This is a genomic window from Serratia sp. root2, assembly GCF_031931805.1.
GTDB classification, from domain to species: Bacteria; Pseudomonadota; Gammaproteobacteria; order Enterobacterales; family Enterobacteriaceae; genus Serratia; species Serratia inhibens.
On record NZ_JAUJXB010000005.1, the window covers coordinates 150,251 to 168,521 of the forward strand.

An 18,271-nucleotide genomic window follows, 5' to 3' on the forward strand; every position below is an offset into this window, starting at 1 on the left:
ATTTTTTGAGAATTCACTTGATTATTACCCCCAAAATAGCGCTTATTGCCGATCGGCTGAACCTGCAGCCGCATCCAATGTCTGACTGATTCAGAACTGTTAAAGCTCCGGAGCCACCGCGTTACATGAACAAAGTCAAATCGCTATCACAGCAGAATTTATCGTTATTGTTAGCGATCTATATCGGCATCTTTTTGAACCTTTCCGTTTTTTATCGTCGCTTTGATTCGCTTTCGCACGGCATTCAGGGGATTAAGGTTATCTCTGCGGTAACTGAAGTTATCGCGATCGTTCTGTTCACCTTCTTCATTATGCGGTTGGTATCGCTGGGCGGCCGGCTGTTTTACCGCATTATCGCTTCGCTATTGGTGCTGATTTCCGTTGCCGCCAGCTATTACATGACGTTCTTCAACGTGGTGATTGGCTACGGTATCGTCGTTTCGGTGATGACCACGGATATCGACCTGTCGAAAGAAGTGGTCGGGATGCATTTCGTACTGTGGATGGTGGTGCTCAGCGCATTGCCGCTGTTGTGCATCTGGAAAAACAACCTGCGCTATACGCTGATCGAACAGCTGAAAACCCCTGGGCACCGGGTGAAACCGCTGGTGGTGCTGGCGGCGGTGGTGGCGTTGGTCTGGCTGCCGCTGCGTATGCTGGACAAAGAGCAAAGCGCACAGGAAAAAATCACTAACGTCGATCTGCCGAGTTACGGCGGCGTGGTGGCGCATTCCTACCTGCCATCCAACTGGATCTCGGCGCTGGGGCTGTTTGCCTATACCCGCTACGACGAAAGCCTCGATCAGGCCAATTTGTTCGATCCGGCCAAGAATTTTACCTATGTGCCGCCGGCGGATATCGATGATACCTACGTGGTGTTCATCATTGGTGAGACCACGCGTTGGGATCACATGGGCATTCTCGGCTATGACCGTGATACCACGCCAAGGCTGTCGCAGGAGAAAAACCTGGTGGCATTCCGCGGTGAATCCTGCGATACCTCCACCAAGCTGTCGCTGCGTTGCATGTTCGTGCGCGAAGGCGGCACGTCGGACAATCCGCAGCGCACGCTGAAAGAGCAAAACGTGTTCGCGGTGCTGAAAAATCTGGGCTTCACCTCCGAGCTGTTCGCCATGCAGAGCGAGGTGTGGTTCTACAACAATACCGAAGTGGATAACTATTCGTTCCGCGAGATGATCGCTTCCGAGAAACGCAACGACGGCAAATCGGTTGACGATATGCTGCTGGTGGACGAAATGAAGGAGTCGCTGGCGCGTTACCCGAAAGGCAAGCATATGGTGATCTTGCACACCAAAGGCTCACATTACCTCTATTCGCAGCGTTATCCGCGCAGCTACGCGCGCTATCAGCCGGAGTGCATCGGCGTTGACGACTTCTGTTCCAAAGATCAGTTGGTTAACGCTTTCGATAACTCGGTGCTGTATACCGACAGCTTTATCGCCAATGTGATCGACCAGGTGCGCGATAAGAAGGCGATTGTGTTCTATTCGTCCGATCACGGTGAGTCGATAGGCGAGAATTCACACCTGCACGGCACGCCGCGCGAAATGGCGCCGCCGGAGCAATTCCGCGTGCCGATGATGGTATGGACCTCCGACAAGTTCCTGGAAGATCCGCAGCATCGCAGCGCGTTTGAGCAATTGCAGGCGCAGCAGCGCATCGGCAAGACCCACCGTCACGTCGAGCTGTTTGATACCATTCTCGGCTGCCTGGGTTACACATCGCCGGATGGCGGCATCGTAGATAAAAACAACTGGTGCAACATCCCGCAGGAAAAAGCGGCGGCGACCCCGCTGTAATTTTCTTCCCGCCGGGCGCGGCCGCGCCCGGCGTTAATATCCCCGTCATACTTGAAGCTGCATCTGTGTTGGCTGTACCCGTGATGCAACTCCAATTATTTTGTGGATGTATTCTCTTCAATACATTTCCTTCATCAATTCATCCGGCTCAGGCTGCGGTATACTTGCGCACTTTCCCCTCGGACCGGAGATTTCCATGACCTTGCGCGTGGCGTTTATTGACGATCATGACATTGTGCGATCGGGCTTTGTACAACTGCTGTCGCTGGAGGCGGATATTCAGGTGGTCGGAGAGTTCAGCAGCGCGGCTCAGGCGCGCGCCGGATTGCCGGGCCTGGAGGCGGAAATCTGCATCTGCGATATTTCGATGCCGGACGGCAGCGGGCTGGATTTGCTGGCGGACATTCCATCAGGGATCCGGGTTGTGATGCTGTCGATGCATGACAATCCGGCGCTGGTGGAGCTGGCATTGGAGCGCGGCGCCTGCGGCTTTTTGTCCAAGCGCTGCAAGCCGGAAGATTTGATCACCGCGGTGCGCACCGTCGCCAGCGGTGGTGTGTACCTGATGCCTGAAATCGCCCAACAGCTGGCGCGGGTGAAGGTCGATCCGCTCACCCGCCGCGAACGCGAAATCGCGCTGCTGCTGGCGCAGGGACAAGAAGTGCGGGAGATCGCCGTCGCACTGGGGCTGTCGCCGAAAACGGTGCATGTGCATCGCGCTAATTTGTTCGCCAAGCTGGGTATCAATAACAACGTCGAACTGGCCAAGCGGATGCTGAATCTGTGATGCAACGCCTGATCACCCAGTTGGCGCTGTTCTTTATCTACGCCACCAGCGCTTTTTGCCTGTGGGGCATAGGAACTGCGCTGATCGACCCGCCGTGGCAGGCGCTGTTGCTGTTCCCGTTTGGCCTGCGCATGGGCATTTTGCTGCAAAGCCCTTACCGTTTCTGGCCTGGGATTTTGCTGGCCGATCTGCTGCTGATGGTGCTGTTGGCGGATCAGTTCGGCTATGGTCCGGCGCTGTGGGCTTCGGTGGTGGTACTGGCGCTGACGGTGCTGCTCAGCCTGCTGGCCTCCCCCTGGCTGTTGCGCCATCAGCAAAGCGACAGTGAATGGCAATGGCCACTGCTGCAGGGCGCGGTGGTGGCGGTGGCTGCACTGTTGCAGGCCATGGTGTGGCAACTGGTGAACGGTGAGGGTGCGCGCGTGCTGCTGCTAGGCCTGGCTGGCGGTTTCACCATTGCGCCGACCTGCCTGCTGCTGTGGCATTATCTGGCGCGGCAAATCTGGGTGCCGCTCGAACCGGGCCTGATCCATAAACCGGTGACGTTGCGTTTGCACCATCTGGCCAGCTATCTGCTGCTGTTCGCGCTCAGCATCTGGCTCCAGCAACAGGTGAACGCCGCCGAGCTGCGCCGCTTCGCACCGTTCTGCCTGGCTATTCCGATTGTCTTTATGTCCTATCGCTATGGCTGGCAGGGCGCGCTGTTGGCGACGCTGCTCAACGGCGTGGTGCTGGTGGCCAACGAGCCGCCGCAGCCGGAATCACATCGCGATCTGCTGTTGTCGCTGCTGGCCCAGAGCCTGACCGGCCTGTTGCTCGGCGCGGGCATCCAGCGCCAGCGCGAACTGAACCAGCAACTGCGGTTGCGGCTGACGGAGAACCGCCAACTGGCGCGTGCGTTGGTCACCGCAGAGGAACAGACCCGGCGTGAGGTGGCACGGGAACTGCACGATGAGGTCGGGCAGACCATCACCGTCATCCGTACCCAGGCCAGTATCATTAAACGCCTGGCACCGCATCCGCAGGTGGTGGGTTGCGCCGAAGCCATAGATACGCTGGCGCTGCGGGTCTATGACGGCGTACATGACGTGCTGACCCAACTGTGGCCGGCGGCGTTGAATAACCTGCCGCTGTCGGCGGCGGTGGCGGCGATGCTGCGTGAATCACTGCCGCAAGATGCCTCGCTGGTGAGCGTGATGCAGTGGCAGGTGCCGGATGAGCTGCTGGACGAAACGCTGAAGATTACGCTGTATCGGGTGTGCCAGGAGGCGGTGACCAATGTCTGTCGTCATGCTGCCGCCAGCCGGATTGAGCTGGATGCGCGTCTTGGCCGCCGCAAAGGGCAGCTGCCGCAAATCCTGCTGACCATTCGCGATAACGGCGTGGGTATCGATCTGGCCAGCCACGAGCCGGGTTATGGCCTGCGCGGCATGCAGGAGCGTATCAGCGCGCTGGGCGGCCGGCTGCGGTTGACGTCAGAACAGGGCACCTGTTTGAATGTGATCTTACCCACAGTTTCACTGACAGAGGGGCAAAACTAGGAAATACTCCTAGTCGCGTCGGGAATCCGGCGTAAGCCATTCGCGCGCGCGCGCAGCATGATAGCGGCACTTTTCCCACTCTTTCTGAGGTTTCACATGTGGTCTTTCCTTAAAAGCCGCCAGGATGTGCCGCAGGTCACCGATCAAAAACAGATCGATGCCAGCTATAAATACTGGCGTATCCAGCTGATGTGGACGATGTATATCGGCTATGCCGCGTTTTACTTCACGCGTAAAAGCTTCAACTTCATCATGCCGGCAATGCTGAGCGATCTTGGCCTGACGATGTCCGATGTCGGCATCCTCGGCACGCTGTTTTACATCACCTACGGCTGTTCGAAGTTTATCTCGGGCATGATCAGCGATCGCTCCAACCCGCGTTATTTCATGGGGCTGGGCCTGATCATGACCGGCATACTCAACATCTTCTTCGGCCTCAGCTCGTCGCTGCTGATGCTGGGCACGCTGTGGATCCTCAACGCCTTCTTCCAGGGTTGGGGCTGGCCGCCATGCTCCAAAATCCTCACCAGTTGGTACTCCCGCTCCGAGCGCGGCGGCTGGTGGGCTATTTGGAACACCTCGCACAACTTTGGCGGCGCGCTGATCCCGCTGCTGGTCGGCTTTATCTCGCTGCACTTCAGCTGGCGCTACGGCATGATCATTCCGGGCATCATCGGCGTGGTGCTGGGCCTGTTGATGTGCTGGCGCCTGCGTGACAAGCCGTCCACCATGGGCCTGCCCAGCGTCGGCAAATGGCGCAACGACGCCATGGAACTGGTGCAGGAATCGGAAGGCCAGGGGCTGACCAACCGGGAAATCATCAAGCGCTATGTGCTGACCAACAAGTACATCTGGCTGCTGGCGGTGTCTTACGTGCTGGTGTACATCGTACGTACCGCGATCAACGACTGGGGCAACCTGTATCTGACGCAGGAGAAAGGCTATTCGCTGATGACCGCCAACTCGGCGATCTCCCTGTTCGAAGTGGGCGGATTTATCGGCTCGCTGGTGGCCGGCTGGGGTTCTGACAAGCTGTTCCGCGGCAACCGTGGGCCAATGAACCTGATCTTCGCCATCGGTATCTTCCTGTCGGTTGCGGCGCTGTGGATCATGCCGGGCGTCACCTTCCTGTTGCAGGCCGCCTGCTTCTTTGCCATCGGTTTCTTCATCTTTGGCCCGCAGATGCTGATCGGCATGGCGGCGGCGGAATGTTCGCACAAGGATGCTGCCGGCGCGGCGACCGGTTTTGTCGGCCTGTTCGCTTACCTTGGTGCGGCGCTGTCCGGCTACCCGATCGCGCGGGTGATGGAAATCTGGCACTGGAACGGTTTCTTTGTGGTGATCTCCATCGCCGCCTGCCTGTCCGCGCTGTTCCTGTTGCCGTTCCTGCGCGCTCAGTCGCCGGCGCTGAATACCGCCAAGGCATAATGAAAAAGCGCTGCGCAGGCTCTGGTGCAGCGCTTTATGCCGCTTTTATCGCCACTTGACGGGCGCGATTGAAAAAGTCATTGACGCCTATGATGGCCGGCAGTAACATGCGCCCCCATCGGCGAGTAGCGCAGCTTGGTAGCGCAACTGGTTTGGGACCAGTGGGTCGGAGGTTCGAATCCTCTCTCGCCGACCACATTTAAGAAACCTGCTTTTTAAGCAGGTTTTTTTTCGCCTGTTGTTCAAGAGGATGAGCACCTCCGAAGGAGGTTTGAGCCGAGCGCAGCGAGACCACGTTGCTTTAGCAACGGCCCGCAGGGCAAGCATCAAAGATGCGCGTAATCCTCTCTCGCCGACCACATTTAAGAAACCTGCTTTTTAAGCAGGTTTTTTTTCGCCTGGCGTTCAAGAGGATGAGCACCTCCGAAGGAGGTTTGAGCCGAGCGTAGCGAGACCACGTTGCTTTAGCAACGGCCCGCAGGGCAAGCATCAAAGATGCGCGTAATCCTCTCTCGCCGACCACATTTAAGAAACCTGCTTTTTAAGCAGGTTTTTTTTCGCCTGGCGTTTGTGTTTTGCACCCAGCGTCCAGAATTCACGCACTCCCATGAAAAACATTCATCCTTCCTCACTAATTAATTTACTCTCCTTATTCCTGGCTGCTCCCTTTATTCATATTTAAATAAATTCACCGTTGGCCAATAAAACCCGGTTGATAGCGCTATTGTTTTACCGGCGGTTTTATCTATAGTCTGAGTACATACAGCGGAATTAATTAATTCCCGTTGTGTGGCAAGATATTTGATATTTTTTACTTTAATTGGCCAATATTATTGCGGAGTTTATTTTCTCCGAACATAGGCGGCCGTCATTCACTTTTTTACGTTTATCCTCTCGGAATAAAGGAATCAGTTATGCGCAAATTTAATAAACCGCTGTTGGCGTTGCTGATCGGCAGCACGCTGTGTTCTGCGGCGCAGGCCGCTACACCGGGCAAGCCAACGCTGGCCTGGGGTAATACCAAGTTCGCCATTGTCGAGGTTGATCAGGCGGCGACGGCTTATAATAATCTGGTGAAAGTAAAAACTGCCGCGGATGTTTCCGTTTCATGGAATTTATGGAATGGCGATACCGGTACCACGGCTAAAGTGCTATTAAACGGCAAAGAAGTCTGGAGCGGCGCGTCAACCGGCGCTTCGGGCACGGCAAACTTCAAGGTTAATAAAGGCGGCCGTTATCAAATGCAGGTGGCATTATGCAATGCTGAAGGTTGCACCGCCAGCGACGCGACTGAAATTGTGGTGGCGGATACCGACGGCAGCCATTTGGCGCCGTTAAAAGAACCGCTGCTGGAAAAGAATAAACCTTATAAACAAGATTCCGGAAAAGTCGTAGGTTCCTATTTTGTTGAATGGGGCGTTTACGGCCGTAATTTCACCGTCGACAAAATCCCGGCGCAGAACCTGACGCATTTGCTGTACGGGTTTATCCCGGTCTGCGGCGGCGACGGCATTAACGACAGCCTGAAAGAGATCGAAGGCAGCTTCCAGGCGCTGCAACGCTCCTGCCAGGGCCGCGAGGACTTTAAGGTGTCAATCCACGATCCGTTCGCCGCGCTGCAGAAAGGGCAGAAGGGCGTTACTGCCTGGGATGACCCCTACAAAGGTAACTTCGGCCAGCTGATGGCGCTCAAACAGGCGCGTCCTGATCTGAAAATCCTGCCGTCTATTGGCGGCTGGACGCTCTCCGACCCGTTCTTCTTTATGGGAGATAAGGTGAAGCGCGATCGCTTCGTCGGTTCGGTGAAAGAGTTCCTGCAGACCTGGAAGTTCTTTGACGGTGTGGATATCGACTGGGAATTCCCGGGTGGGGAGGGTGCTAATCCAAAACTGGGCAGCGCGCAGGACGGAGCGACCTACGTGCAGTTGATGAAAGATTTGCGGGCCATGCTGGATCAGCTTTCGGCGGAAACCGGCCGCAAGTATGAGCTGACCTCCGCCATCAGCGCCGGTAAGGACAAGATCGACAAAGTGGATTACAACACCGCGCAGAACTCGATGGATCACATCTTCCTGATGAGCTACGACTTCTATGGCGCTTTTGATCTGAAAAATCTGGGCCACCAGACCGCGCTGAAAGCGCCGGCCTGGAAACCGGACACGGCTTATACCACGGTTAACGGCGTCAATGCGTTGCTGGCGCAGGGCGTGAAGCCGGGCAAAATTGTGGTGGGTGCGGCCAAGTACGGCCGTGGCTGGACCGGCGTGAGCGGTTACCAGAACAACAATCCGTTTACCGGCACCGCCACCGGGCCGGTGAAAGGCACCTGGGAAAATGGCATCGTGGATTACCGCCAAATCGCCAACGAGTTTATGAGCGGCGAATGGCAGTACAACTATGACGCCACCGCAGAAGCGCCTTATGTGTTCAAGCCGTCTACCGGCGACCTGATCACCTTTGACGATCCGCGCTCGGTGCAGGCGAAAGGCAAGTATGTGCTGGATAAGCAGTTGGGGGGATTGTTCTCCTGGGAAATTGACGCCGACAACGGGGATATTCTGAACAATATGAATACCAGTCTGGGCAATAGCGCCGGCGCGCAATAATTCGGTTGTAGCACGTTGCCGGGGGATATCCTTTCGCCCCCGGCTTTTTGACAGCCGAAAGTTTTTTCACGTCGCACAGATTGTGACGTCACAGGGCTCAAAAAAGACAACCCTGCCTCACCCTTTCGAGTAAGTAATCAGCATTTCATCCTGTTTTTAACCTAGATAACGAAAATAACCGTTCAGATATTCATCATTCAACAACAAACTTTTTTAGTTTTTTCTCGGAGTTAAATACCAATAACTTTCTGCAGAGCAGCCTATCGAGCTAAAAATGACCGCATAGCATAATTTTTAATGCTGTAACTGTTAAAAAAAGGTTTTTTTTATGTTTGTTTGCTGTTTCTCACAGTCTGTGTAAATCCCTACTGGTTATATTGACGACACCCCAAACAGTTGGCAATTTGGTAGCCTCAGGGGTAAGAGCGAGAGTTGTTTGAGTGAATTCCACGCGCTCAGACGCCCCGTCGGGATGCGTTCTACCCGGCTCTCTCGCGCGTTTATCCCTTCTGCCTTCGGGCACCGACTGCACAGGCCGCGCAAAAAAAAATATAGGGTCTGGCAGTAATACACACATCACATCACATAACGGAGCACAGCGATGACAAGTTCCTTGGGAAAAACAGGGATTCTGAAATTCGGGATTGGGCTGATTGCGTTGACCGTAGCGGCCAGCGTGCAGGCAAAAACGTTGGTTTACTGTTCTGAAGGGTCCCCGGAAGGGTTCAACCCGCAGCTGTTCACCTCGGGTACCACTTATGACGCCAGCTCGGTGCCCATCTATAACCGTTTGGTCGAATTCAAAATCGGCACCACCGAGTTGGAGCCGGGCCTGGCCGAAAAATGGGACGTCAGCGAAGACGGCAAAACCTACACTTTCCACCTGCGTAAAGGCGTGAAGTGGCAGAGCAACAAAGACTTCAAACCGACCCGCGATTTTAACGCCGACGACGTGGTGTTCTCGTTCGAACGTCAGCTGGACGCGAACAATGCCTATCATAAAGTCTCCGGCGGCAGCTATGAGTACTTTGAAGGCATGGACATGCCGAAGCTGATCGCCAAAATCGAAAAAGTGGACGATAACACCGTGCGCTTCGTGCTGAACCGTCCGGAGTCACCGTTCCTGGCCGATCTGGGCATGGACTTCGCGTCCATCCTGTCAGCCGAATACGCCGACAACATGATGAAAGCCGGCACGCCGGAAAAAGTAGACCTGAACCCGGTCGGTACCGGCCCGTTCCAGCTGCTGCAATACCAGAAAGACTCCAAAATCCTGTACAAGGCATTTGACGGTTACTGGGGCACCAAGCCGAAGATCGACCGTTTAGTCTTCTCCATTACGCCTGACGCTTCCGTGCGTTATGCCAAGCTGCAGAAAAACGAGTGCCAGGTGATGCCTTTCCCGAACCCGGCTGATATCGCTCGTATGAAGCAGGACAAAACCATCAACCTGATGGAAAAACCGGGGCTGAACGTGGGTTATCTGTCGTTCAACGTCGAGAAAAAACCGCTGGATAACCTGAAAGTGCGTCAGGCGCTGACCCTGGCGGTCAACAAGCAGGCGATCATCGACGCGGTGTATCAGGGTGCGGGCCAGGCGGCCAAGAACCTGATCCCACCGACCATGTGGGGCTATAACGACGCGGTGAAGGATTACACTTACGATCCGGTCAAGGCCAAAGAACTGCTGAAAGAAGCCGGTATGGCTGACGGTTTCGCCATCGATCTGTGGGCGATGCCGGTACAGCGTCCGTATAACCCGAATGCGCGTCGCATGGCGGAAATGATCCAGAACGACTGGGCGAAAATCGGCGTGAAAGCCAAAATCGTGACCTATGAGTGGGGTGAATACCTCAAGCGCGCCAAGGCGGGCGAACATCAGACGGTGATGATGGGCTGGACCGGCGACAACGGGGATCCGGATAACTTCTTCGCCACGCTGTTCAGCTGCGCCGCAGCGAAAGACGGCTCCAACTACTCCCGCTGGTGCTACAAGCCGTTTGAAGATCTGATTCAACCGGCACGCGCCGAATCGAACCACGACAAACGCGTAGAACTGTACAAACAGGCTCAGGTAGTGATGCACGATCAGGCTCCGGCGCTGATTGTCGCTCACTCCACCGTGTATGAGCCCGTGCGTAAAGAAGTGAAAGGCTACGTCGTGGATCCGCTTGGTAAGCATCACTTTGAGAACGTCTCTCTAGATTGATTCTGGCCCTTCGGCCGGGGATGCACAAAAGGACTTGGCAGGGGCGCAACAGGTTGCGCCCCTGCTGAGTAGTCCCCGTCGTATGGCATCAGGGTTGTTCAAAGTGTGTGAGCTTTAATAAGCCTGGCGGACGATGAGCTGCCGGGCATTTTATACAGAGAGTTCGGGATATGTTGCAGTTCATACTCCGACGTTTGGGGTTAGTTATCCCAACGTTTATCGGCATAACTTTGCTGACTTTTGCATTCGTCCATATGATCCCGGGTGACCCGGTGACCATCATGGCCGGGGAACGCGGGATCTCCGCAGAACGCCATGCGCAGTTGATGGCGGAAATGGGGCTGGACAAGCCGCTTTATCAACAATACTTCACTTACGTATCCAACGTGCTGCATGGCGATTTGGGTACTTCCCTCAAGAGCCGCATCTCGGTGTGGGAAGAGTTTGTTCCACGCTTTAAAGCCACGCTGGAGCTCGGTTTCTGCGCGATGATCTTCGCCGTGCTGGTGGGCATTCCGGTTGGCGTGCTGGCGGCGGTCCGGCGGGGGTCGATATTCGATCACACCGCTGTGGGCATTTCGTTGACCGGCTATTCGATGCCGATTTTCTGGTGGGGCATGATGCTGATCATGCTGGTATCGGTGCAGCTGAACCTGACGCCGGTATCGGGGCGCGTCAGCGATACGGTATTCCTCGATGATAGCCTGCCGCTGACCGGCTTTATGCTGATCGACACCCTGATCTGGGGCGAACCGGGCGACTTCAAGGATGCGGTAATGCACATGATCCTGCCGGCCATCGTGCTCGGCACCATCCCGCTGGCGGTTATCGTGCGCATGACGCGCTCCTCGATGCTGGAAGTGCTTGGCGAAGATTACATCCGTACCGCACGCGCCAAGGGTGTGAGCCGTATGCGGGTGATTGTGGTGCATGCGTTGCGCAATGCCCTGTTGCCGGTAGTGACGGTCATCGGCCTGCAGGTCGGCACCATGCTGGCCGGCGCCATTCTGACCGAAACCATCTTCTCCTGGCCGGGCCTGGGGCGTTGGCTGATGGACGCGCTGCAACGTCGCGACTACCCGGTCGTTCAGGGCGGCGTGTTGCTGGTCGCCTGTATGATTATTCTGGTTAACCTGCTGGTAGACGTGCTCTACGGCGTGGTCAACCCGCGTATTCGCCACAAGAAATAAGGGGCGCTCTAATGTCTCAAGTCACTGAGCCTGTTGTTAAAGGTGCGCCGAAGCCCATGAGCCCGTTCCAGGAGTTCTGGCACTATTTCAAGCGCAACAAAGGGGCCGTTGTCGGCCTGGTTTATATCGTTTTGATGTTTGTGATTGCCATTGGTGCCGGCGTATTGGCGCCGCATGCCCCGGCGGATCAGTTCCGCGACGCGCTGCTCAGGCCACCGGCCTGGCAGGAAGGAGGCAGCTGGCAGTATTTCCTCGGTACCGACGATGTGGGTCGCGATGTGCTGTCGCGCCTGATGTACGGCGCGCGGTTGTCGCTGCTGGTCGGTTGTCTGGTGGTGGTGCTGTCGCTGATCATGGGCGTAGTGCTGGGCCTGTTGGCCGGTTACTTCGGCGGTGTGGTGGATGCGGTCATCATGCGCATCGTCGACATCATGCTGGCGTTGCCAAGCCTGCTGTTGGCGCTGGTGCTGGTGGCGATCTTCGGCCCCTCCATCGTTAACGCCTCGCTGGCGCTGACCTTCGTCGCCTTGCCGCATTATGTGCGTCTGACCCGTGCGGCGGTGCTGGTGGAAGTGAACCGCGACTACGTCACTGCCTCACGCGTGGCGGGTGCCGGTGCGCTGCGCCAAATGTTTATCAACATCTTGCCAAACTGCCTGGCGCCGCTGATCGTCCAGGCCTCTCTTGGCTTCTCGAATGCCATTCTGGATATGGCCGCTCTCGGCTTTCTGGGCATGGGGGCGCAACCGCCAACGCCGGAGTGGGGCACCATGCTCTCCGACGTGCTGCAGTTCGCCCAAAGCGCCTGGTGGGTCGTGACCTTCCCCGGTGTGGCGATTCTGCTGACGGTGCTTGCATTCAACCTGATGGGGGACGGCTTGCGTGACGCTCTCGACCCCAAACTCAAGCAGTAACAGAGGACGAGAGAGATGGCGTTATTAAATGTAGACAAGCTTTCGGTGCACTTCGGTGACGAAGGCACCCCCTTCCGTGCGGTAGACCGTATCAGTTACAGCATTGAGCAGGGCCAGGTGGTCGGCATCGTCGGCGAATCCGGCTCCGGGAAGTCCGTCAGTTCGCTGGCGATCATGGGATTGATCGATTTCCCCGGTAAGGTGATGGCCGAAAAACTGGAGTTTAACGGCCAGGATCTGCGCAAGATTTCCGAAAAAGAGCGCCGCCAACTGGTGGGCTCGGAAGTGGCGATGATCTTCCAGGACCCGATGACCAGCCTGAACCCATGCTACACCGTCGGTTTCCAGATCATGGAAGCGTTGAAGGTGCATCAGGGCGGCAATCGCAGTACCCGCCGCCAGCGGGCTATCGATCTGCTGATCCAGGTGGGTATCCCCGATCCGGCCTCGCGGCTGGACGTGTACCCGCATCAGCTTTCCGGCGGGATGAGCCAGCGCGTGATGATCGCGATGGCAATCGCCTGTCGGCCGAAGTTGCTGATTGCCGATGAACCGACCACGGCGCTCGACGTGACCATCCAGGCGCAAATTATCGAACTGCTGCTGGAGTTGCAGCAGCGCGAGAATATGGCGCTATTGCTGATCACCCACGATCTGGCGCTGGTAGCCGAAGCGGCGCACCACATCATCGTGATGTACGCCGGCCAGGTGGTGGAGTCCGGCAAGGCCTCAGAGATCTTCCGCGCGCCGCGCCACCCTTACACTCAGGCGCTACTGCGTGCGCTGCCGGAATTCGCCGCCGACAAGGCGCGCCTGGCTTCGCTGCCGGGCGTGGTACCGGGCAAATACGACCGCCCGAACGGGTGTTTGCTCAACCCGCGCTGCCCGTACGCCAATGAACGTTGCCGTGTTGAGGAGCCGGAATTGCGCAGCATTCCCGGCCGTCAGGTTAAATGTCACACACCGCTGGATGATGCGGGGAGGCCGACCGTATGAGCCAGAATCAACCCTTATTGCAGGCGATTGACCTGAAGAAACATTATGCGGTCAAGAAGGGGATGTTTGCCCCGGAACGGCTGGTCAAAGCGCTGGATGGCGTTTCCTTCACCCTCGAGCGTGGTAAAACGTTGGCGGTGGTGGGTGAATCAGGCTGTGGCAAATCAACCCTGGGCCGCCTGCTGACGATGATCGAAGTGCCGACGGCCGGCGAGCTGTACTATCAGGGGCAGGATCTGCTGAAGCCGGACGTCACCGCCGAGAAGCTGCGGCGCCAGAAGATCCAGATTGTGTTCCAGAATCCTTACGGATCGCTCAACCCACGCAAAAAGGTTGGGCAGATCCTCGAGGAACCGTTGCAGATCAACACATCGCTGAACAGTGCGGAGCGCCGTGAAAAGGCGCTGGCGATGATGGCGAAGGTCGGACTGAAAACCGAACATTACGATCGCTACCCGCACATGTTTTCCGGCGGCCAGCGGCAGCGTATCGCCATCGCGCGTGGGCTGATGCTAAACCCGGACGTGGTGATTGCCGATGAGCCGGTATCTGCACTCGATGTGTCGGTACGTGCGCAGGTGCTGAACCTGATGATGGACCTGCAGCAGGATTTGGGGCTGTCCTATGTGTTCATTTCTCATGATTTGTCGGTGGTGGAGCACATTGCCGACGAGGTGATGGTGATGTATCTCGGTCGTTGTGTAGAGAAGGGCAGTAAAGACGCCATTTTCAATAACCCACGCCATCCGTATACCCAGGCGCTGTTGTCTGCCACGCCGCGCCTGAATCCGGATATGCGCCGCGAGCGCATCAAGCTGACCGGCGAACTGCCAAGCCCGATGAATCCGCCGCCGGGCTGTGCATTCAATGCCCGCTGCCGTCGCGCCTTCGGGCCATGCACCCAGCTGCAACCGCAGCTTAAGCAATACGGCGAACAGATGGTGGCCTGCTTTGCGGTCGATCAGGATGAAAATCCCGGCGTATAAGTCTGTTATTACTGATAATTAATGTTAACGCCGGCATTTGCGCCGGCGTTTTTTTTGGCGAATGCCCGGCGTTATTTATTTTATTTATTGAATAATTATTCCGGGTATATCCATAAATATCTAATTTATTACCGAAACTCCTCAAAAAAATTCTTTATATTCGGAATATCCTTAAAAACGTCATACCTGTCATCCTCCCGCTTAATTAGCCCGATATTTAATGACTGGCGGTTCAGCGCTGTAGCTACCCTTATTCTCCAAGCCATAAAAAAGCACGCCCGAAGGCGTGCCTGAGAATTAACTGCGGGATTGGCTGTGGCGCTTACTGTGGATAAGGCACCCAATCGCCACCGTTAAGGCGTATGTACGGCTTACCCTGGTATTGCATCACAATGGCGTTGTCATTCTCCGAGATAACCGGCGTTTGCGGCAGATTCTGAGTCAGCGCCTGCCAGTCTACGCTTGGTGCGGTGAAGGCTTTACCGTCTACCAGGCGGGATACCAGATCAGAGAGCGCCAGATAACTGCTTGGCGTTTTAATCTGCAACGGGCCGCCCTGATGCGGCGCTGTCATGCCCACCAGTTTGATGCCGACCGGCGTATGGGTAATGTTCGGGCTTGGGATATCACGCAGGCCGGACATCTGCATTTTGTCGCCCACCAGCGCTGCGCCATGTTCCGGCACAATCACTACCATCACTTTACGCCCGGACTTCTCCAGTTGTTCCAGGAAGGTATTCAACTGGTCAAACAGCTTTTGCGCACGCGGCTGATAATCCGCGCTCTTGTTCGAGCCGACGAAACGGTTGCCGTCATGCAACGGAATGACGTTAAAGAAGGTCGCACTGCGGGTATCGCCGGCCTTCTGCTGCTGATCCAGCCAGCGGGTGAGCAGCTCCAGATCGTTGTAAATCGGCTCGCCGTCGAAAGAGGCCAGCTCATTGCCGATACCGGCTTGCGACATCAGCGGTGCCTGCAGATCGCCCTGCTCGCGCAGCTCTTTGAGGAAATTGCCGAACACGCCCGAGTGGTCCAGCATCAGCTGTTCTTTAAAGCCAAGCTTTGCAAGGTTATCAAACAGATAGCACTGCTGATTCACCGGTTGATACAAATCGTGATGCGAAGGTTGGCCGCAACTGGCGCGCAGCAGGCGGATCGCCGCCGGGCCGCTGTAGGCCGTCGCCGAGTTGAAGTTGTCGAACATGATGTCCATCTTCGACCACAGCGGGTGATTCTGCAGTTTCACCGCATCCATATCGGCCCAGGCCAGCGAACAGATATTGATTACCAGCAGATCAAACGGCTGAGCATCGGCCGGCAGAGTGGCCGGGAAGGCGGTAGCGCGGGCTTTTTCCTTATCGTAAAACTGATTCAGGTAGGCCGTCAGGTTGGCGTTGGTCGGCGGCGCGCTGTCGGTCGGGGCGTTATCGTTGCCTGCTGCGGCCGGCGCCGTCGTTGCCGGCGTGGTGGTGGCTGCGGTGGTGTTGGCGGGCAACAGCGACACGGCCGGGCCGGCGATGGTCAGGACATTCAGCCACACCAGCGCCCCTACGGTGAAGACCGTGACGCGCACCCACTGGGCCAGGAACAGATAGGCAATCAGCATCACGAAGGCGGCGCCGATCATCTGCCAGTTGATAAAGCGGTTCACCAGCTCCAGCAGGTATTGGGCGCTGAAGCCGGTCAACTGCGAGCCCTGGCTGAGAATGCTGTTAATGCCCGGCAGCCAGGTATCGTAATAGAACAGGGCGATGCCGACGGGAATGGCGACATAGTGCCGCCAGCGGTGCAGACGCAGCGCCGGTATCGGCATCAGCAGGAACGCCATGAACACCAGGTTCGGCAGCGGGTGGAAATTCAGGTAGCCGAACCACAGCAGGCCGAATTTGGCCAGGAAGTAGTAGTTCCAGCCGCCGAGCCCGCGCCAGTAGCGCCACAGGGAGTTATCGGGTTGGGTGTTGTTTTTTGGCTTCATGGCTGTTTCTTATGCTTAATCTGAGATGAAGAACCTTCGCGCACCCATAACCCGGAGGATTTTAAATAGCGCGGTGATAAAAAAAGGTTTTGCCAATGTTGACGCCAGCGCGGGAAACGGCGGTGAAAGAAATAGCCCAGCGGAATAAAAATGATCGCGCACAGCAGGATCAGCTGCACGATATCGTTAAGGTTCAGCATGTTTGTTCTCCTGTGCGCCGGTAGTCAGCGTGAAGGCCACCGGTTGGCGGCGCTCTTGCGGGCTGTCAGCCACGACGGCGCTCTGGCGCGGCGCGGACGGCGTAATGGTCTGCGGCGCTAACGGAATATTGGCGTTTTGCGCCAGCCGTTTGATTTCTGAAGTAATATCCACGTCCTGGTGCCACACCACCCGGTTGCTGAACGCTTCGTTTACCGGCAGGCGGAAGATGAATTTCAGCGCGGTGTCCAGATCGTTAATCCGGCACGTGGAGAGAAACAGCACCAGCCGGCCTTGCACTACGGTCATTACGTCACCGAAGCGCCGCAGATGACACAGGGTCATCGCCTGTTCGGCTCGCAGCCCCGGCGCAGGGCGCAGCGCCACCATCACGCCTTTGCCGTCTTCCGGCAGCAGCGTGTTGTCCATCAGCGAAATGACGGCCTGGCTGAAGTCATCCGGACGCATATAGCCTTTCAATTGCAGCGGTCGCAAGCCATGCAGCAGGGCGTCGATATCCGCGGGAACATGGCGCGAGAAGCGTTGCCCCTGGATGCCCTCCAGCATGGTCAGAAAACGTGATAGCGGCGCAACGTGCGGCACAATCAGGTTGGCGCCGCAGGCCAGCAGCAGGCGTTCATCGCTGTAGCGCAGGCTGGCGCTCATTTCGCGCACCGCAATTTTCAGCCCGTTGCCGCGATGGCGGCGCAGGCTGTGAATTTGATGGGCCAGCGCATCGATCTCATCGCTTTGGTACAGCGCAAATATCAGCGTTGCCGAGAGCGTCAGCATGCCGTGCTGAGCCAGTTGCGTATTACTTTCCAACAGTTGCCAGTTGGTCGACAGCGGCGGGGCACCCTCAAGAATGCTTTGCTGGGCCAGATAGAGGCCTTCGTCGCTGCGTATCGAGGTTGGCGAGGGCTGGTCGTTGTCATCGTCACCCTGCCAGCCGTTTTCACCGACATACAACGTCAGTAACTGGTTGGCATTAATGCCATTTTCCGTACTCCACCAGTTAACCAGATATTGTGCGCTGTCTTGCTGCCACTGCAGGCTTGCCAGGCCGCTAAGAATGCGGTGCTGGGTGCTGAGCTGCCCTTTGAGTTTGTTCACGCCGCCGCCATGACTGAGGATCAGCAGGGTGCACCCTTGACGACGCAGCCAGTTGCCGGTGCTGCCTGCCCAGTCGCGCAACTCCTCGGTCGTGAAGGTTTGCCACAGGCTGGCGTGGGCCAGCAGGATTAATAAGCGGTTTTGCGGTTTTAAGGCGCGCATCAGGTCATCGCAGAAATGCGTCAGCGCCGCTTTTTTTTCCGGCAACTGGTACAGCGGAATTTTTTTCAGCGCGGGGGAGGCGAGTTCAGACAGCAGTTTGTCGGGTTTATCTCCGCTGCAAATCAACGCGACCTGGCTGGTTGCGGCCTGGGCGGCTAGGGTTTGTTGGCAGAGCAGGTTGGCGTCGGTTTGACGGTCGACATTCACCCAATAAAGGCCCGGGGACTGCATCACTGACAGTTCTTCCCAAATCTGCCGAATACCTAATGAGAAAGATTGCGCCATAGGTTATTTTTCTACTTTCGTTGAAAGTGCGGTCACGGCCAACTGAGTATTGTTAGTCAGT

General features: G+C 56.6%; 13 protein-coding genes, 1 tRNA gene and 2 other RNA genes. 13 read left to right on the forward strand and 3 right to left on the reverse strand.

The window, feature by feature from the left end:
- The first annotated feature begins 125 nt into the window (after positions 1-125).
- The 13 genes from eptB (at position 126) to dppF (ending at position 14,477) form a co-directional block, all read left to right on the forward strand.
- Entirely contained in the window at positions 126-1,820 is a 1,695-nt protein-coding gene (gene eptB / locus QZQ97_RS20135; RefSeq protein WP_311994894.1) for a kdo(2)-lipid A phosphoethanolamine 7''-transferase, read from the forward strand.
- A gap of 196 nt (positions 1,821-2,016) precedes the next feature.
- Positions 2,017-2,607 carry a transcriptional regulator UhpA gene (uhpA, locus tag QZQ97_RS20140; protein WP_006316823.1) on the forward strand — a complete coding sequence of 197 codons (591 nt, stop codon included), beginning with the start codon at positions 2,017-2,019 and terminating at the stop codon, positions 2,605-2,607.
- Positions 2,607-4,148 carry a signal transduction histidine-protein kinase/phosphatase UhpB gene (gene uhpB / locus QZQ97_RS20145; protein WP_311994991.1) on the forward strand — a complete coding sequence of 514 codons (1,542 nt, stop codon included), beginning with the start codon at positions 2,607-2,609 and terminating at the stop codon, positions 4,146-4,148. Before uhpA ends, uhpB begins: the two co-directional genes overlap by 1 nt.
- A 96-nt stretch (positions 4,149-4,244) precedes the next feature.
- Positions 4,245-5,576: an MFS transporter gene (locus QZQ97_RS20150; protein WP_311994895.1), complete on the forward strand. Its 1,332-nt coding sequence runs from the start codon at positions 4,245-4,247 to the stop codon at positions 5,574-5,576.
- A gap of 119 nt (positions 5,577-5,695) precedes the next feature.
- Positions 5,696-5,772, forward strand: a tRNA-Pro gene (locus QZQ97_RS20155).
- Positions 5,773-5,805: 33 nt separating this feature from the next.
- Positions 5,806-5,935, forward strand: a non-coding RNA gene (locus tag QZQ97_RS20160) — RtT sRNA.
- Between the two features lie 33 nt (positions 5,936-5,968).
- A non-coding RNA gene (locus tag QZQ97_RS20165) (RtT sRNA) lies at positions 5,969-6,098 on the forward strand.
- A gap of 392 nt (positions 6,099-6,490) precedes the next feature.
- The gene (locus QZQ97_RS20170; protein WP_311994896.1) at positions 6,491-8,182 is read left to right on the forward strand and encodes a glycosyl hydrolase family 18 protein; all 1,692 of its coding nucleotides are present in this window, start codon (positions 6,491-6,493) and stop codon (positions 8,180-8,182) included.
- Between the two features lie 601 nt (positions 8,183-8,783).
- Entirely contained in the window at positions 8,784-10,391 is a 1,608-nt protein-coding gene (dppA, locus tag QZQ97_RS20175) for a dipeptide ABC transporter periplasmic-binding protein DppA (RefSeq protein ID WP_311994897.1), read from the forward strand.
- Between the two features lie 170 nt (positions 10,392-10,561).
- Entirely contained in the window at positions 10,562-11,581 is a 1,020-nt protein-coding gene (gene dppB / locus QZQ97_RS20180; RefSeq protein WP_065505679.1) for a dipeptide ABC transporter permease DppB, read from the forward strand.
- Between the two features lie 11 nt (positions 11,582-11,592).
- Positions 11,593-12,495: a dipeptide ABC transporter permease DppC gene (gene dppC, locus QZQ97_RS20185; RefSeq protein WP_311994898.1), complete on the forward strand. Its 903-nt coding sequence runs from the start codon at positions 11,593-11,595 to the stop codon at positions 12,493-12,495.
- Between the two features lie 15 nt (positions 12,496-12,510).
- Positions 12,511-13,491, forward strand: a complete 981-nt coding sequence (gene dppD, locus QZQ97_RS20190) for a dipeptide ABC transporter ATP-binding protein (protein WP_311994899.1) — start codon at positions 12,511-12,513, stop codon at positions 13,489-13,491.
- Entirely contained in the window at positions 13,488-14,477 is a 990-nt protein-coding gene (gene dppF / locus QZQ97_RS20195) for a dipeptide ABC transporter ATP-binding subunit DppF (RefSeq protein ID WP_065505682.1), read from the forward strand. The genes dppD and dppF overlap by 4 nt, the downstream gene beginning before the upstream one ends.
- 322 nt (positions 14,478-14,799) lie before the next feature.
- Here dppF and bcsG read toward each other — a convergent pair whose 3' ends face one another.
- The 3 genes from bcsG to bcsE are packed head-to-tail and all read right to left on the reverse strand — an operon-like array spanning position 14,800 to position 18,210.
- Positions 14,800-16,452 (reverse strand): cellulose biosynthesis protein BcsG, encoded by a 1,653-nt coding sequence (gene bcsG, locus QZQ97_RS20200; RefSeq protein ID WP_311994900.1) that lies wholly within the window; start codon positions 16,450-16,452, stop codon positions 14,800-14,802.
- Entirely contained in the window at positions 16,449-16,652 is a 204-nt protein-coding gene (gene bcsF / locus QZQ97_RS20205) for a cellulose biosynthesis protein BcsF (RefSeq protein WP_311994901.1), read from the reverse strand. Before bcsF ends, bcsG begins: the two co-directional genes overlap by 4 nt.
- The gene (gene bcsE / locus QZQ97_RS20210) at positions 16,639-18,210 is read right to left on the reverse strand and encodes a cellulose biosynthesis protein BcsE (protein WP_311994902.1); all 1,572 of its coding nucleotides are present in this window, start codon (positions 18,208-18,210) and stop codon (positions 16,639-16,641) included. Before bcsE ends, bcsF begins: the two co-directional genes overlap by 14 nt.
- Positions 18,211-18,271: the final 61 nt, after the last annotated feature.

What these genes read in the sequence shown, in the direction of transcription:
- eptB (WP_311994894.1), top strand. Translation starts at nt 126, where the DNA reads ATGAACAAAGTCAAATCGCTATCACAGCAGAATTTATCGTTATTGTTA.
- uhpA (WP_006316823.1), top strand. Translation starts at nt 2,017, where the DNA reads ATGACCTTGCGCGTGGCGTTTATTGACGATCATGACATTGTGCGATCG.
- uhpB (WP_311994991.1), top strand. Translation starts at nt 2,607, where the DNA reads ATGCAACGCCTGATCACCCAGTTGGCGCTGTTCTTTATCTACGCCACC.
- QZQ97_RS20150 (WP_311994895.1), top strand. Translation starts at nt 4,245, where the DNA reads ATGTGGTCTTTCCTTAAAAGCCGCCAGGATGTGCCGCAGGTCACCGAT.
- QZQ97_RS20170 (WP_311994896.1), top strand. Translation starts at nt 6,491, where the DNA reads ATGCGCAAATTTAATAAACCGCTGTTGGCGTTGCTGATCGGCAGCACG.
- dppA (WP_311994897.1), top strand. Translation starts at nt 8,784, where the DNA reads ATGACAAGTTCCTTGGGAAAAACAGGGATTCTGAAATTCGGGATTGGG.
- dppB (WP_065505679.1), top strand. Translation starts at nt 10,562, where the DNA reads ATGTTGCAGTTCATACTCCGACGTTTGGGGTTAGTTATCCCAACGTTT.
- dppC (WP_311994898.1), top strand. Translation starts at nt 11,593, where the DNA reads ATGTCTCAAGTCACTGAGCCTGTTGTTAAAGGTGCGCCGAAGCCCATG.
- dppD (WP_311994899.1), top strand. Translation starts at nt 12,511, where the DNA reads ATGGCGTTATTAAATGTAGACAAGCTTTCGGTGCACTTCGGTGACGAA.
- dppF (WP_065505682.1), top strand. Translation starts at nt 13,488, where the DNA reads ATGAGCCAGAATCAACCCTTATTGCAGGCGATTGACCTGAAGAAACAT.
- bcsG (WP_311994900.1), bottom strand. Translation starts at nt 16,452, where the DNA reads ATGAAGCCAAAAAACAACACCCAACCCGATAACTCCCTGTGGCGCTAC.
- bcsF (WP_311994901.1), bottom strand. Translation starts at nt 16,652, where the DNA reads ATGCTGAACCTTAACGATATCGTGCAGCTGATCCTGCTGTGCGCGATC.
- bcsE (WP_311994902.1), bottom strand. Translation starts at nt 18,210, where the DNA reads ATGGCGCAATCTTTCTCATTAGGTATTCGGCAGATTTGGGAAGAACTG.